Here is a 14,754-nt window from a genome sequence, read left to right on the forward strand (position 1 = left end):
TTGAGCAACCTCTCACCCCGAAAATTTAGCTTTTCGTGCTATGGCGAAAATGGCAATTTCGAATTATGTTCAAAACACCAGCCATGACAGTCATCGGCTGCCTGCAATTTAAAACTCTTATTAAACGTGAACGCGAGGCAGGTATGTTTCTAAATTATTTCGCGTTGGGAGTGCTGATCTTCGTTTTCCTGGTTCTGTTTTACGGAATCATCGCGATTCACGATATCCCCTACTTGATTGCGAAAAAGCGCAATCACCCTCATGCCGACGCCATTCATACGGCAGGCTGGGTAAGCTTATTTACGCTGCATGTTATCTGGCCGTTTCTGTGGATTTGGGCAACGCTCTATCAGCCAGAACGAGGCTGGGGCATGCAATCACACGCCAGGCCGCCAGGGCAGGAGCCTGACCCCGACATTGCCGCGCTGTCAGAGCGTATTACACAGCTAGAACAAAAACTGGCCCGGGCACAAACCCCCGACGATGATTCCTCTGTGGAGCGCTAATCATGGATCTGCTGATTGTGTTGACCTACGTGGCGTTGGCGTGGGCGGTATTTAAGATTTTCAGGATCCCGGTCAATCAATGGACGTTGGCAACGGCAGCATTAGGCGGTGTATTTTTGGTGAGTGGGCTCATTCTCTTAATGAACTACAACCACCCCTACACCTTTACGGCACAGAAAGCGGTTATTTCCATCCCGATTACGCCGCAGGTCACCGGCATTGTTAGCGAAGTGACGGATAAAAATAATCAGTTGATTAAAAAGGGTGAGGTGTTGTTTAAACTCGACCCTGTTCGTTATCAGGCGCGAGTCGATCGCCTGCAGGCTGACCTGGTGACGGAAACGCATAATATACAGACGTTAAAAGCGCAACTCGCTGAAGCGCAGGCCAATACCACGCGGGTATCCGCCGAACGCGATCGGCTGTTCAAAGATTATCAGCGTTACCTGAAAGGCAGCCAGGCGAAGGTGAATCCTTTCTCTGAAAGCGACATCGATAATGCGCGGCAAAACTATCTGGCGCAGGATGCCATGGTAAAAGGCTCCGTTGCAGAACAAGCGCAAATTCAGAGTCAGTTAGACAGTATGGTCAACGGCGAGCAGTCGCAGATCGTCAGCCTGAGAGCACAACTGGCGGAAGCCAGGTATAACCTTGAACAAACGGTGATTCGCGCGCCCAGCAACGGCTATGTCACCCAGGTGCTTATTCGCCCTGGCACCTATGCGGCCGCGTTACCGTTACGCCCGGTGATGGTGTTTATCCCTGAGCAAAAACGGCAAATCGTTGCACAATTCCGCCAAAACTCATTGTTACGTCTTGAAGCGGGCGATGATGCGGAAGTGGTGTTCAACGCGCTGCCAGGGCAGGTTTTTCACGGCAAACTGAACAGCGTTTTGCCAGTGGTCCCCGGTGGCTCTTACCAGGCCCAGGGCGTATTACAGTCGCTGACGGTGGTACCGGGAACGGATGGCGTCCTCGCGCTGATTGATTTGGATCCGAACGCCGAAGTAGAAGCATTACCCGATGGTATCTATGCGCAGGTGGCTGTTTACTCTGACCATTTCGCCCACGTGTCCGTCATGCGTAAGGTATTGCTGCGCATGACCAGCTGGATGCACTATCTCTATTTGGATCACTAATGAAATGAAAGGCAGGAGTGCGATAAGCATCACCTGCCTTTTGCTCAATCCTGAGCCATACTGATATTTTTGTTGGCAAAAAGGACTGAACATGAAACTCATCGGCAGCTACACCAGCCCATTTGTACGCAAAATTTCCATTCTGTTGCTGGAAAAGGGCATCACCTTCGAATTTGTTAATGAACTCCCTTACAACGCAGAAAATAGCGTGGCGGATTATAACCCGCTGGGCAAAGTCCCCGCGCTGGTGACTGATGACGGGGAGTTCTGGTTCGATTCGCCCATCATTGCGGAATATATTGAATTGCTGGATATCGCTCCGGCCATGCTGCCGCGTGAACCGATGGCGTCACTGAAAGTTCGGCAGATTGAAGCGCTGGCGGACGGCATCATGGACGCTGGGCTGGTTTCTGTTCGTGAACAGGCGCGACCCGCAGCACAGCAATCAGAAACAGAACTGCTGCGCCAGCGGGAGAAGATCAACCGCAGCCTGGATGCGCTGGAAGGCTATCTCGCGAAGGGGACGATCACCACCGATACGGTGAACCTGGCCACTATCGCGATTGCCTGTGCGGTGGGTTATCTCAACTTCCGCCGCGTAGCGCCTGGCTGGTGTGTGGACAGGCCGCAGTTAGTCAAACTGGTCGAAGCACTCTTTAGTCGTGAAAGCTTCGCGCGCACAGAACCGCCAAAGGCTTGACGCGTATTATGTCCGCCTGAATAAACTCACGGTACAATCCCCCCCTATGTCTACCTCCCTCTCCGCACCGGAGAGGGCCACCAACAGCCAGGCTTTTTCATGACAACCGAAACGCGTTCGCTTTACAGTCAGCTTCCCGCTATTGATCGCTTATTGCGTGATAGCGCCTTTCATTCTTTGCGTGACATTCACGGGCATACCCAACTGGTGGAGCTGCTTCGCCAGATGCTCGATGAAGCCAGAGAGATGATTCGGGACGCGCAGGCATTGCCGGTATGGAGTGAAAACTGGGCGCAAGAGGCGAAAGCCCGGCTGGAAAAAGAGTCGCAAAGTGAGTTACGGCCGGTGTTCAACCTGACAGGAACGGTGCTGCACACCAATCTCGGGCGTGCGATACAGGCGCAAGAGGCGATTGACGCCGTCGCAGATGCGATGCGCTCTCCGGTAACGCTGGAGTATGACCTGGATGATGCCGGCCGCGGGCATCGCGATCGGGCGTTAGCTGACCTGTTGTGCCGCATCACCGGTGCGGAAGACGCCTGTATTGTTAATAACAACGCGGCGGCGGTGCTGCTGATGCTGGCGGCGATGGCCAGCGGCAAAGAGGTGGTCGTTTCCCGCGGTGAACTGGTCGAGATTGGCGGCGCGTTCCGCATTCCGGATGTCATGCGTCAGGCCGGGTGTACGCTGCATGAGGTGGGAACGACCAATCGGACGCATGCAGATGATTATCGCCAGGCGGTGAACGAGAACACGGGCCTGCTGATGAAAGTGCATACCAGTAACTACAGCATCGAAGGATTTACTCACTCGGTGGATGAAGCTGAACTGGCGACCATCGGGATGGAGCGGGATATTCCAGTGGTGACGGATCTGGGTAGTGGTTCACTGGTGGATCTGAGTCAGTATGGTTTGCCAAAAGAGCCGATGCCGCAGCAACTGATTGCGGCTGGCGTCAGCCTGGTGAGTTTTTCTGGCGACAAACTGCTGGGCGGACCGCAGGCCGGGATTATTGTCGGTAAGAAAGAGATGATTGCCCGTTTGCAACGTCACCCGCTGAAACGTGCACTGCGGGCGGATAAAATGACCCTCGCTGCGCTGGAAGCGACGCTGCGTCTGTACCTGCACCCGGAAGCATTAGCAGAGAAATTACCGACACTGCGGCTGTTAACCCGCAGCGAAGCGGCGATTCAGGCACAGGCACAGCGGTTACAGACGTTGATTGCCGCGCATTATGAAGGGCTGTTTGCCGTCAATGTCATGCCCTGTCTGTCGCAGATTGGCAGCGGTTCACTGCCTGTTGATCGGTTGCCCAGCGCGGCACTGACATTTACCCCGCATGATGGGCGGGGAAGCCATCTCGACGCGCTGGCGGCGCGCTGGCGTGCGCTACCTACGCCAATCATTGGCCGCATTTACGATGGCCGCTTATGGCTGGATTTGCGCTGTCTTGAAGATGAAACCCGGTTTATGGAGTTGATGTTGAAATGATTATTGCCACTGCCGGACACGTTGACCACGGTAAAACAACGTTATTACAGGCGATTACGGGTGTGAATGCCGATCGTCTGCCTGAAGAGAAAAAGCGCGGCATGACCATCGACCTGGGGTATGCCTACTGGCCGCAGGCGGATGGTCGCGTGCTTGGGTTTATTGATGTTCCAGGCCACGAGAAATTTTTGTCCAACATGCTGGCGGGGGTGGGCGGTATTGACCACGCACTGCTGGTGGTGGCTTGCGACGATGGCGTAATGGCGCAAACGCGCGAACATCTGCAGATCCTAAAACTGACGGGGAATCCGCAACTCACCGTCGCACTCACCAAAGCTGACCGGGTGGATGAGGCGCGAATTGAAGAGGTGCGTGAAGAGATCCAGACGACGCTGGCGCACTATGGTTTTTCCGGGGCTGAGCTGTTTGTGACCGCCGCCAGTGAAGGGCGCGGCATTGACACGTTGCGTGAACATCTGCAGCAATTATCGACGCGTGCCCATGCAAGTAATCAGAGTTTCCGTCTGGCCCTCGATCGCGCCTTTACGGTGAAAGGGGCGGGACTGGTGGTGACCGGGACAGCGCTCAGCGGCGAAGTCCATGTCGGCGACACGTTGTGGCTCACTGGCGTGAATAAACCGATGCGTGTACGTAGCCTGCATGCGCAAAATCAGCCGACTGAGTACGCCCATGCGGGGCAGCGTATCGCGTTAAATATCGCCGGCGACGCGGAAAAAGATCAGCTTAACCGTGGCGACTGGCTGCTCTCCGATGCGCCGCCCGAGGCATTCACCCGCGTCATTGTCTCTTTAGAACAACAGGCGCCGCTCACGCAGTGGCAGCCACTGCATATCCACCATGCCGCCAGCCATGTGACCGGGCGCGTCTCGCTGCTGGAAGGTTCGCTGGCCGAGCTGGTTTTTGATACTCCGCTCTGGCTTGCTGATAACGACCGCTTGGTATTGCGTGATATCTCCGCGCGCGCCACGTTGGCGGGAGCGCGTATTGTGATGCTCAATCCGCCGCGCCGCGGTAAACGTAAGCCCGACTATTTACAGTGGCTGTCGGCGTTGGAAAATGCGCAGGATGACAGCGCCGCGCTGGCGATTCATCTGGAGCGTGGGGCCGTCAATCTGCCCGATTTTGCGTGGGCCCGCCAACTCAATGGCGAGGGTATGCGTCAACTTATTGATCAGCCTGATTTTATTCAGGCCGGATACAGCCTGTTAAACGCCCCTGTCGCCGCCCGCTGGCAGCGTAAAATCCTCGATACGCTGGCGACCTACCATGAGCAGCATCGTGACGAACCGGGACCTGGACGCGAGCGGCTGCGACGCATGGCGCTGCCAATGGAAGACGAAGCGCTGGTACTGTTGCTGATCGAACGTATGCGGGAAAGCGGCGTTATTCATAGCCATCATGGGTGGTTGCATCTCCCCGATCACAAAGCCGGGTTCAGCGACGAGCAACAGGTCATCTGGCACAAAACCGAATCGCTGTTTGGCGATGAACCCTGGTGGGTGAGGGATCTGGCGCGGGAAACCGGAAGTGATGAACAAAACATGCGTCAGGTATTACGACAAGCTGCGCAGCAGGGGATGATCACGGCAATCGTGAAAGATCGTTATTACCGTAACGATCGGATTGTCTCTTTTGCCAATATGATCCGCGACCTGGATAGGGAAAAAGGATCAACCTGTGCGGCTGATTTCCGTGATCGACTCAATGTTGGGCGAAAACTGGCCATTCAGATTCTGGAGTATTTTGACAGGATTGGTTTTACTCGTCGCCGGGGAAATGATCACCTGTTACGGGATGCTTTATTATTTCCTGAAAAGAAATGATACGGTTAATATATGCACGACATAAATTAATACAAAAAATACATTGATTTGGATAAAGCATGTTCAGTTATTAACCGAATGTGCTTTTTTATTTTCATCATTATGAAAAAAACAACGCTGATCATATTTTGAGTAAACATTACTCCGTATGCTGCTTTTCTGATTTATTGATGAAATTAAGGATAGTTTTATGGCTGCTTCAACATTTTTTATTCCTTCCGTTAATATCATTGGCGCTGATTCACTGAAAGACGCGATGAACACAATGGCGGAATATGGATTTCGCCGCACGTTAATTGTCACGGATACCATGCTGACAAAATTAGGTATGGCGGGCGAAATTCAAAAAGCGCTGCAGGAACGTGATATTTTCAGCGTGGTTTATGATGGTACGCAGCCTAACCCAACCACTGGAAACGTTGCCGCCGGGCTGAAAATGCTTGAAGAAAATGCGTGCGACAGCGTGATTTCTCTGGGCGGCGGATCTCCGCACGACTGCGCAAAAGGTATTGCGCTGGTGGCGGCTAACGGCGGTGATATCCGTGATTATGAAGGCGTGGACCGCTCTGCGAAACCACAGCTGCCTATGATTGCCATTAACACCACGGCAGGAACTGCATCGGAAATGACCCGCTTCTGCATCATCACCGACGAAGCGCGCCACATTAAAATGGCGATTGTGGATAAACACGTCACCCCGCTTCTCTCCGTGAACGACTCTTCGCTGATGGTCGGTATGCCGAAATCGCTGACCGCCGCGACCGGCATGGATGCGTTGACCCACGCGATTGAAGCGTACGTTTCTATTGCCGCCACGCCGATTACCGATGCATGCGCTCTGAAAGCCGTCACCATGATTGCCGAGAATCTGCCGACTGCGGTTGAAGATGGCAGCAACGCGCAGGCGCGTGAAGCGATGGCCTATGCGCAGTTCCTGGCGGGAATGGCGTTTAACAACGCATCTCTTGGCTATGTCCATGCGATGGCGCACCAGCTCGGCGGTTTCTACAACCTGCCGCATGGCGTGTGTAACGCCGTATTGCTGCCGCACGTTCAGGTATTTAACAGCCAGGTTGCGGCAGGACGTCTGCGTGATTGCGCGGCGGCGATGGGCGTGAACGTGGCTGGTATGAGCGACGCGGAAGGCGCGCAAGCCTGTATCGCCGCGATTCGTGAACTGGCGCAGCAGGTGAACATCCCGGCGGGTCTGCGGGATCTGAACGTGAAAGAAGAAGACTTTCCGGTACTGGCGACCAATGCGCTGAAAGATGCTTGCGGTCTGACCAACCCGATCCAGGCGACCCACGAGGAGATCATGGCGATTTATCGTGCTGCCATGTAATTCGTGATACTTGTCGTAAAGCATGAAAAGGCTGGCGAAGATTTCGCCAGCCACGTCTACCCTTGTAGTACCTCTACAGCTAAGGAGACGTTCATGACCAATAATCCCCCTTCAACACGTATCCAGCCCGGCGAATATGGTTATCCTCTGAAGTTAAAAGCCCGCTACGACAACTTTATCGGTGGCGACTGGGTTGCGCCTGCAGACGGTGAGTACTATCAGAACCTGACGCCTGTGACCGGGCAACTGCTGTGTGAAGTGGCCTCTTCCGGCAAAAAAGATATCGATCTGGCACTTGATGCTGCCCATAAGATAAAAGACAAATGGGCGCATACCTCAGTGCAGGATCGCGCTGCCATTCTGTTCAAAATTGCCGATCGTATGGAGCAAAATCTGGAGCTGCTGGCAACGGCGGAAACCTGGGACAACGGCAAACCGATTCGTGAAACCAGCGCTGCCGACGTGCCGCTGGCGATCGATCATTTCCGCTATTTTGCCTCGTGCATCCGTGCGCAGGAAGGCGGTATCAGTGAAGTGGACAGCGACACGGTCGCTTACCATTTCCATGAACCGCTTGGCGTGGTGGGACAAATCATCCCGTGGAACTTCCCTCTGCTGATGGCAAGCTGGAAAATGGCGCCAGCGCTGGCGGCGGGCAACTGTGTGGTGCTCAAACCCGCACGTCTGACACCGCTTTCGGTGCTGTTGCTGATGGAAATCATTGGCGATTTGCTGCCGCCGGGCGTGGTGAACGTGGTTAACGGTGCGGGCGGGGAGATCGGTGAATATCTGGCAACCTCGAAGCGCATCGCAAAAGTAGCGTTTACCGGTTCGACGGAAGTTGGCCAGCAGATCATGCAGTATGCCACGCAGAACATTATTCCGGTGACGCTGGAGCTGGGTGGGAAATCCCCGAATATCTTCTTTGCTGATGTGATGGATGAAGAAGATGCGTTCTTCGACAAGGCGCTGGAAGGCTTTGCTCTCTTCGCATTTAACCAGGGCGAGGTCTGTACCTGCCCGAGTCGCGCGCTGGTACAGGAATCCATTTATGAGCGCTTTATGGAACGAGCGATTCGCCGGGTGGAGAGCATCCGCAGTGGTAACCCGCTCGACAGCGTGACGCAGATGGGGGCACAGGTCTCTCATGGTCAGATGGAAACCATTCTGAATTACATTGATATTGGTAAGAAAGAAGGGGCTGATGTTCTGACTGGCGGGCGGCGCAAACAGCTGGAAGGTGAGTTAAAAGAGGGCTACTACCTCGAGCCGACCATCCTGTTCGGTAAGAACAATATGCGCGTATTCCAGGAGGAGATCTTCGGCCCGGTGCTGGCGGTGACGACCTTCAAAACGATGGATGAAGCGCTGGCGCTCGCTAACGACACTCAATATGGCCTCGGCGCTGGGGTCTGGAGTCGCAATGGCAATCTGGCCTATAAAATGGGACGTGGTATTCAGGCCGGGCGCGTGTGGACCAACTGTTACCATGCTTATCCCGCGCATGCCGCGTTTGGGGGCTATAAGCAGTCGGGCATTGGCCGAGAGACACACAAAATGATGCTCGAGCACTATCAGCAAACCAAATGTCTGTTGGTGAGCTACTCTGATAAACCGCTAGGATTGTTCTGATATTTATTTTATAACATGCCCGGTGACCTTACGTTTACCGGGCATGAATCCCTTCAAATCCAACGCAGGTCCATCCGCAACACCACTGTAGTATATATAAAACTATATAGCTTTATATAAATATGGGCATTGCCTGGCGAGCGCCCCCCCCATTACTATCCTCCAGATGTATTTGTTTTTGTTAAAATGCTGATTGATATTTTTTGAGTTTTTGAGGGAAATATGTTCCTGAATTATTTTGCACTAGGTGTATTGGTTGTCGTATTCCTGGTTATTTTTTATGGGATTATCATTCTGCATGATATTCCTTACCTCATTGCGAAAAAACGCAATCATCCACATGCCGATGCGATACATGTCGCCGGTTGGGTGAGTTTGTTTACGTTACATATTATTTGGCCTTTCTTATGGATTTGGGCCACGCTGTATCGTCCGGACCGCGGATGGGGAATGCAGAGTCATAACCCTGACCTTATTGAGTTGCAACAACGTGTCGCCGGACTGGAAAAACAACTGGCTGAGGCTAAGTCCTCCCCAGCGGAGTAATTGTTATGGATTTACTGATTATTCTCACCTATGTGGCTTTTGCATGGGCCATGTTTAAGATCTTCAAAATTCCCGTCAATAAATGGACAATACCGACTGCGGCATTAGGCGGTATATTTATTGTGAGCGGTTTAATATTACTGATGAACTATAACCATCCGTATACTTTTAAAGCGCAGAAGGCGGTGGTTTCCATTCCGGTAGTGCCGTTGGTGACGGGTACTGTCATCGAAGTGACGGATAAGAAAGATACCCTGATAAAAAAAGGGGAAGTTCTTTTCAAATTGAATCCGGGACGTTATCAGGCTCGGGTTGATCGTTTGCAGGCTGATATTGTCACGGCGACCCATAAAGAGCAGACGCTTGTCGCGCAACTGGCAGAAATGCAGGCAAATACTCAGAAGGCGAAAGCCACGCGGGATCGAGTTGGGAAAGATTATCAGCGTTACCTGCAGGGCAGTCAGGCAAAAGTGAATCCGTTCTCGGAACGCGATATTGATGCTGCACGGCAGAACTATCTGGCTCAGGAAGCGGCAGTCAAATCATCCATTGCAGAAGAGCAGCAGATCCAAAGTCAGTTAGACAGTCTGGTTGAGGGCGAAAACTCGCAGGTCGCCAGCCTCAGAGCGCAACTTGCGGAAGCTGAATTTAACCTTGAACAAACCGTCGTGCGCGCGCCGAGCGATGGATATGCGACGCAGGTATTGATCCGTCCTGGCACCTATGCCGCCGCTCTGCCTCTGCGTCCGGTGATGGTGTTTATTCCCAGCCAGAAACGACAAATTATCGCTCAGTTCCGGCAGAACTCGCTGCTGCGTTTGAAGCCTGGCGATGAAGCTGAAGTGGTGTTTAACGCCTTGCCGGGAAGAGTGTATAGCGGGAAGCTCTCTTCCATTAGCCCCGCAGTACCCGGGGGGACATATCAGTCGATGGGCGCCTTACAATCTTTAAACGTCACGCCTGGAACAGATGGGGTGATCGCCAGCATCGAACTGAATGAGAATGTGGATTTCAACGCGCTGCCTGACGGTATCTTCGCCCAGGTTGCCGTCTATTCCGAGCACTTCAGCCACGTCTCCATTATGCGTAAAGTGCTGTTGCGAATGACCAGTTGGATGCACTACCTGTATCTCGATCATTGATCTGTTAACTGACAAGCTTGCTCAGGTGATTTCTGGATTACGTGAGCAAGCTGATGACGAATTTCGTTCAGCAACTCATCCAGCACATACTGCACCCGCCAGGGTTGATACTCACGCTTGCGGAAGATAACGACTAAATCCAGCCACCACTGATGTTGTTCCGGAAAACAGGGGAACAACGTTCCAGACTGAATATCCTGCTTCAATGTTGTATCTGGCGCAAAGACAATGCCCAAATGATTGCGGGCAAGGTCGAGTGCTGCTTGCGTATTGTCGCAAACATAATTTCCTTTCACCCGATACTCATGAATATCCACCCCGCCGTTTGATGCAAAACGCCAGATATTGGCATCATCAATCATCATTGAATCAATAAGAATACAGGAATGATTTTCAAGTTCCTGGGGGTGATTAATGGGATGCTTATTTAGATATTCACGACTGGCATAAGCGCTGACGGCATATTTTGCCAGGAATGAGGCAACCAACGTTTGATCTTTCGGTGGCGCATACGTCACCATAATGTCGCAGTCATCTGGAAAGTCGACACCTTCATAAAATGCTTTTCGTTCAAGGTTTGATGTTTTAAGTGTTAAAATAATGTCGCCAATATTTGATATATTAGCAATAACATTCTTAGATAAATAAGAAGTAATACCTGTAGGTGCATACACGGTAACGCGTCCGCTTTTTTCATGCTTATAATCAGCAATAAAATTAGTTAACTGATTATTTTTATCCAGGCAGGTGTTGATATACGGGAGAAGCGCGGCCCCAAACGGTGTGAGCGTCAGTTGTCGGGTGGTTCTGTCGAATACCTTTAATCCTATTTTTGATTCAAAATCAGCAAGGTACTTGCTAACGTTTGCCTGTGCGATACCCAGCGCTAACGCGGCATGGCTGATATTTTCGCTGGCAGCAATTACCGAGATAATCTTTAATTCTCTCAGCTTGAGTTGTTGTTTATTCATCATGGAATCCATGTATATATGAATTTATATATTACTATATAAATAAGTACATTGCATCGATGAAATTGTAAGCATTATTATGCACGTGCTTTGTAGCTTATTTTAAAATGGAAAGTTTGGCATGTTAATTAAACGTAATATTTTGGCAGTATTTGCAATGTCTTTTATGGCGAGTGCAACTGCTTCAGAATTCTCTCTTGGTGCCGGTGCTGTTTATAATGAATCACCGTATCGCGGCTATAATGAAAATGTTCACGCGGTGCCGCTGATCAGTTACGAAAGTGAGTCTTTTTATTTCAGACAAACATCCTTAGGTTATATTCTTTCAAAAAATGAAAAAAACGAATTTAGCATAACCGCTTCCTGGATGCCGCTGGAGTTTGATCCTGCCGACAACGATGAGCATGACATGAAGCAGCTGGATAAGCGCGACAGCACAGCCATGGTCGGTGCCGCATGGTATCGCCACGAGAAGTGGGGAAGCGTGAAAGTCTCTGCTGCCGCAGATGTTCTGGATAACAGCAATGGTTGGATGGGTGAGGTTTCTGTTTTCCGCCAAATGCCTGTGGGTAAATTCACCCTTACACCGTCTGCTGGTGTCTTCTATTACGACGAAAATTTCAACGACTACTACTACGGTGTATCGGGCAGCGAATCCCGCCGCAGCGGACTGTCCAGCTACTCGCCTGACGACAGCTGGATGCCGTATGTGGGTCTGACCATGAAGTATCCGTTAACCAACAATCTGGTGCTGGTTGCCAACGCAACCTATACCGTGCTGCCGGACGATGTTAAAGACAGCCCGATGGTGGATCGCGACGACAGTTTCGCTTTCATGACCGGACTGAGCTGGCGCTTCTGATAATGGTTTTAGCCCGGCTGCGTGCCGGCCGGGTTAATCCAGCGTCTTTACCTTAAGAGGACGAAAACGGCTGTAGATCCACAGTCCCAGGCAGGTGACTGAGCCCATGAATGCGGTAAAGATAACGGTAACAAACAGGGCGCTGAACATCGCTGCCGGAAGCGCAAGAATGCCATGTACCGGTTGATCGTTCCATTTCACCATGTCGGCCCCAAAGATACCCATCACACCGCACACCACCGCAAAAATTTGCAATGGAATACCAAGGCCAATCAGCATAAGCCGATAGATTGCTGACGGTTTGATTCGCTTCATGGAGATGTCGGTGGCGCTGTCCTTGCTCATTTTTATTTTCTCATCGAAAGGTAAAGTGCTGTGATTGTAGCATGAAGGGATGAGCCTGACCTGCAAGCGCCTGTTGTGCCGCCGGGTTGGTTTTATCTTTTATTTCTCTATGCCTTAAGCCGGTGAGAGAAAAGAATTTTCTTAAGTTGCTGCGTGAGGCCGCTTTGGCAAATTCGAATGAACTGGGTTTTAGTGTGAGGGATTAACGTCGTCAGACAAAACACCAGAACATGACGGGCATCTGACAAAAATGTGTGATTTCCGTTGTCGGATCAAAGCAGCGCTGGCGGCCACTCTGGCACTCTGGCGTTTTAGGTCGAAGGGAGCAGGTCATGAACCCATTTATTGTGGCGGATGCAACGAAGTGCATTGGATGTCGGACCTGCGAAGTTGCCTGTGTGGTCTCACATCAGGAGAACCAGGACTGCGCAGCAGTCTCCTCCGGAGAATTTGTCTCGCGAATTCGGGTCATTAAAGATAACGCATTCACCACAGCGGTCACCTGCCATCAATGTGAAGATGCACCGTGTGCGAACGTCTGCCCGACGCAGGCTATTCGTCGCGAACGTGGGCATATCTTCGTTGAGCAATCGCGCTGTATCGGGTGTAAAAGTTGTATGCTGGCATGCCCGTTTGGGGCGATGAATGTGGTTTCGACGTTGTCACGGACGCAGGCCATCAAGTGCGATCTTTGCTGGCATCGCGAGGCGGGGCCCGCCTGTGTCGAGGCCTGTCCAACCCATGCCTTAGCGTGCCTGGACGTCGTCACGCTACAACGTCATCGTCTGCTTTCCCAACCATTGTGAACACGACATTCCCGGCAATCATGACCGGGAATGTGACGTTCTGTCAGCCCTCAAGCCAGGCGCGTTCAATCTCTTCAGCCAGAATTTTTACGCCCGCTTCGATTTTTTCCGGTTCGGGAACGTAATTCATCCGCATACATTGATGCGTGTGCGGCCATGGCTTATCCAGCCCTGGGAAGAAATAGTCGCCGGGCACCATCAGGACGCCGCGTTTTTTCAGGCGCTGGTAGAGCAATTCTGTGGTGATGGGCAAATCCTTAAACCACAACCACAGGAAAATGGCGCCCTCCGGTTTATGGATCAGGCAGCGGTCTTCAGATAAATAGCGACGAATGATGGTAATCGTCTCCTGAACGCGCTGGTAATAAAACGGTTTGATCACGGTCTCTGACAGGCGCAGCAGATCGTTGCGTTTGATCATTTCACACATCATCGCGGGCCCCATCCCCCCAGGCGCCAGGCTGATAATGCCGTTCATGTTGGTGATGGCGGTGATGATTTCTTCATTGGCGATAATAATACCGCAGCGAGAACCGGGCAGCCCCAGCTTGGAGAGGCTCATACACAGAATAGTGTTGGGGTTCCACAACGGTCGTGCGTCGCTGAAAATAATTCCCGGGAAGGGGACGCCGTAGGCGTTATCAATCACCAGCGGGATGCTATGTTGATGCGCCAGAGCGTCCAGCTTCATGAGCTCTTCGTCGGTGATGACATTACCGGTTGGGTTTGTTGGGCGCGATACACAGATCATGCCCGTCTCTTCGCCGATATGCAGATGTTCAAAATCAACGTGATATTTAAACTGGCCTTCCGGCAGCAACTCAATATTCGGGCGTGCCGAAACGAAGAGATCTTCCTCCAGACCTGAATCGGCATAGCCAATGTATTCCGGCGCGAGCGGGAAAAGCACTTTTTTGGTCGTGCCGTCGGCGCGGCGTCCGGCAAAGAGATTAAACAAGTAGAAAAATGCGCTCTGACTACCATTTGTTAGCGCAATATTTTGTGGCCCGATATCCCAACCCAGCGTTTCACGGAGCAGTGCGGCGAGCGCGTCCAGTAATTCGGTTTTTCCCTGCGGACCGTCATAATTACAAAGCGCATCAGTGGCTTTGCCATTTTCCAGCATCCCGGTCAGCAGCGTGTGGAAGTATTCCTGCATCGCCGGGATTTGCGCCGGGTTACCGCCGCCAAGCATGATTGCGCCGGGCGTGCGTAAACCGTCGTTGAGGTCCTCCATCAGGCGGGTAATGCCTGAGTGGCGGGTAAATTTGTCGCCAAAAAGTGAGAATGTCATAGCAGATGGTCTGTCGGGCTGAGTAGTAAAGTGGCTAACCATAGCGCTACCTCTGGCAGGGTGCAAATCAGGCGACTGTGAAGAGAATCACACTTTATGCTGCCAGTTTCTGTCTGGTTAGTGTTTTGTTTTGC

The 14,754-nt window shown here is 52.0% G+C and carries 14 protein-coding genes and 1 pseudogene; 12 read left to right on the forward strand and 3 right to left on the reverse strand.

The annotated features are described in order from the left end of the window. Window positions 1-143 precede the first annotated feature (143 nt). From AC07UY_RS05170 to AC07UY_RS05210, 9 genes are all read left to right on the forward strand, one after another. Window positions 144-506 carry a DUF3302 domain-containing protein gene (locus tag AC07UY_RS05170; protein ID WP_203361187.1) on the forward strand — a complete coding sequence of 121 codons (363 nt, stop codon included), beginning with the start codon at window positions 144-146 and terminating at the stop codon, window positions 504-506. A gap of 2 nt (window positions 507-508) precedes the next feature. Continuing rightward, complete coding sequence (locus AC07UY_RS05175) at window positions 509-1,645, forward strand: HlyD family secretion protein (protein ID WP_203359599.1); 1,137 nt, start codon at window positions 509-511, stop codon at window positions 1,643-1,645. Between the two features lie 91 nt (window positions 1,646-1,736). After that, window positions 1,737-2,345, forward strand: coding sequence for a glutathione S-transferase (locus AC07UY_RS05180; protein ID WP_494700868.1), 609 nt, complete (start codon window positions 1,737-1,739; stop codon window positions 2,343-2,345). 99 nt (window positions 2,346-2,444) lie between these two features. Continuing rightward, a complete protein-coding gene (selA, locus tag AC07UY_RS05185) occupies window positions 2,445-3,836 on the forward strand; it encodes an L-seryl-tRNA(Sec) selenium transferase (protein ID WP_494700867.1) in 1,392 nt (463 codons plus the stop codon). Continuing rightward, entirely contained in the window at window positions 3,833-5,680 is a 1,848-nt protein-coding gene (gene selB / locus AC07UY_RS05190; protein WP_494700866.1) for a selenocysteine-specific translation elongation factor, read from the forward strand. The genes selA and selB overlap by 4 nt, the downstream gene beginning before the upstream one ends. Before the next feature lie 190 nt (window positions 5,681-5,870). After that, window positions 5,871-7,022, forward strand: coding sequence for an L-threonine dehydrogenase (gene yiaY / locus AC07UY_RS05195; RefSeq protein ID WP_203359603.1), 1,152 nt, complete (start codon window positions 5,871-5,873; stop codon window positions 7,020-7,022). A 93-nt stretch (window positions 7,023-7,115) separates the two neighbouring features. Continuing rightward, entirely contained in the window at window positions 7,116-8,654 is a 1,539-nt protein-coding gene (gene aldB / locus AC07UY_RS05200; RefSeq protein WP_192614128.1) for an aldehyde dehydrogenase AldB, read from the forward strand. A 222-nt stretch (window positions 8,655-8,876) separates the two neighbouring features. Continuing rightward, the gene (locus AC07UY_RS05205) at window positions 8,877-9,200 is read left to right on the forward strand and encodes a DUF3302 domain-containing protein (protein ID WP_203359604.1); all 324 of its coding nucleotides are present in this window, start codon (window positions 8,877-8,879) and stop codon (window positions 9,198-9,200) included. A 5-nt stretch (window positions 9,201-9,205) separates the two neighbouring features. Further along, window positions 9,206-10,342, forward strand: coding sequence for an HlyD family secretion protein (locus AC07UY_RS05210; protein WP_494700865.1), 1,137 nt, complete (start codon window positions 9,206-9,208; stop codon window positions 10,340-10,342). Here AC07UY_RS05210 and AC07UY_RS05215 read toward each other — a convergent pair. Further along, complete coding sequence (locus AC07UY_RS05215; RefSeq protein ID WP_203361188.1) at window positions 10,336-11,313, reverse strand: LysR family transcriptional regulator; 978 nt, start codon at window positions 11,311-11,313, stop codon at window positions 10,336-10,338. The two genes, AC07UY_RS05210 and AC07UY_RS05215, sit on opposite strands and share 7 nt — an antisense overlap. Window positions 11,314-11,434: 121 nt before the next feature. Here AC07UY_RS05215 and AC07UY_RS05220 point away from each other — a divergent pair, with 121 nt between their 5' ends. Then, on the forward strand, window positions 11,435-12,175 hold the full coding sequence (locus AC07UY_RS05220) for a MipA/OmpV family protein (protein WP_203359606.1): 741 nt from the start codon (window positions 11,435-11,437) through the stop codon (window positions 12,173-12,175). A 33-nt stretch (window positions 12,176-12,208) separates the two neighbouring features. Here the strand turns inward: AC07UY_RS05220 and AC07UY_RS05225 are convergent, their stop codons facing one another. Then, on the reverse strand, window positions 12,209-12,520 hold the full coding sequence (locus tag AC07UY_RS05225; protein WP_203359607.1) for a hypothetical protein: 312 nt from the start codon (window positions 12,518-12,520) through the stop codon (window positions 12,209-12,211). A gap of 113 nt (window positions 12,521-12,633) precedes the next feature. Between AC07UY_RS05225 and AC07UY_RS05230 the strand changes: the two are divergent. After that, window positions 12,634-12,726 (forward strand): annotated as a pseudogene (locus AC07UY_RS05230) (IclR family transcriptional regulator); the annotation flags it as partial. 126 nt (window positions 12,727-12,852) lie between these two features. Then, window positions 12,853-13,326 (forward strand): 4Fe-4S dicluster domain-containing protein, encoded by a 474-nt coding sequence (locus AC07UY_RS05235; protein ID WP_494659637.1) that lies wholly within the window; start codon window positions 12,853-12,855, stop codon window positions 13,324-13,326. Window positions 13,327-13,369: 43 nt separating this feature from the next. On the opposite strand, the gene avtA is transcribed toward AC07UY_RS05235, so the two are convergent. Further along, complete coding sequence (gene avtA / locus AC07UY_RS05240) at window positions 13,370-14,620, reverse strand: valine--pyruvate transaminase (protein ID WP_494659638.1); 1,251 nt, start codon at window positions 14,618-14,620, stop codon at window positions 13,370-13,372. Window positions 14,621-14,754: the final 134 nt, after the last annotated feature.

It is taken from the genome of Citrobacter sp. GW821-FHT02E08 (genome assembly GCF_059421685.1).

Bases quoted from the DNA above. Each gene is read 5' to 3' on its own strand.
- AC07UY_RS05180 (WP_494700868.1), top strand. From the start codon at position 1,737: ATGAAACTCATCGGCAGCTACACCAGCCCATTTGTACGCAAAATTTCC.
- AC07UY_RS05170 (WP_203361187.1), top strand. From the start codon at position 144: ATGTTTCTAAATTATTTCGCGTTGGGAGTGCTGATCTTCGTTTTCCTG.
- aldB (WP_192614128.1), top strand. From the start codon at position 7,116: ATGACCAATAATCCCCCTTCAACACGTATCCAGCCCGGCGAATATGGT.
- selA (WP_494700867.1), top strand. From the start codon at position 2,445: ATGACAACCGAAACGCGTTCGCTTTACAGTCAGCTTCCCGCTATTGAT.
- AC07UY_RS05220 (WP_203359606.1), top strand. From the start codon at position 11,435: ATGTTAATTAAACGTAATATTTTGGCAGTATTTGCAATGTCTTTTATG.
- AC07UY_RS05210 (WP_494700865.1), top strand. From the start codon at position 9,206: ATGGATTTACTGATTATTCTCACCTATGTGGCTTTTGCATGGGCCATG.
- AC07UY_RS05225 (WP_203359607.1), bottom strand. From the start codon at position 12,520: ATGAGCAAGGACAGCGCCACCGACATCTCCATGAAGCGAATCAAACCG.
- AC07UY_RS05235 (WP_494659637.1), top strand. From the start codon at position 12,853: ATGAACCCATTTATTGTGGCGGATGCAACGAAGTGCATTGGATGTCGG.
- AC07UY_RS05175 (WP_203359599.1), top strand. From the start codon at position 509: ATGGATCTGCTGATTGTGTTGACCTACGTGGCGTTGGCGTGGGCGGTA.
- avtA (WP_494659638.1), bottom strand. From the start codon at position 14,620: ATGACATTCTCACTTTTTGGCGACAAATTTACCCGCCACTCAGGCATT.
- AC07UY_RS05205 (WP_203359604.1), top strand. From the start codon at position 8,877: ATGTTCCTGAATTATTTTGCACTAGGTGTATTGGTTGTCGTATTCCTG.
- selB (WP_494700866.1), top strand. From the start codon at position 3,833: ATGATTATTGCCACTGCCGGACACGTTGACCACGGTAAAACAACGTTA.
- AC07UY_RS05215 (WP_203361188.1), bottom strand. From the start codon at position 11,313: ATGAATAAACAACAACTCAAGCTGAGAGAATTAAAGATTATCTCGGTA.
- yiaY (WP_203359603.1), top strand. From the start codon at position 5,871: ATGGCTGCTTCAACATTTTTTATTCCTTCCGTTAATATCATTGGCGCT.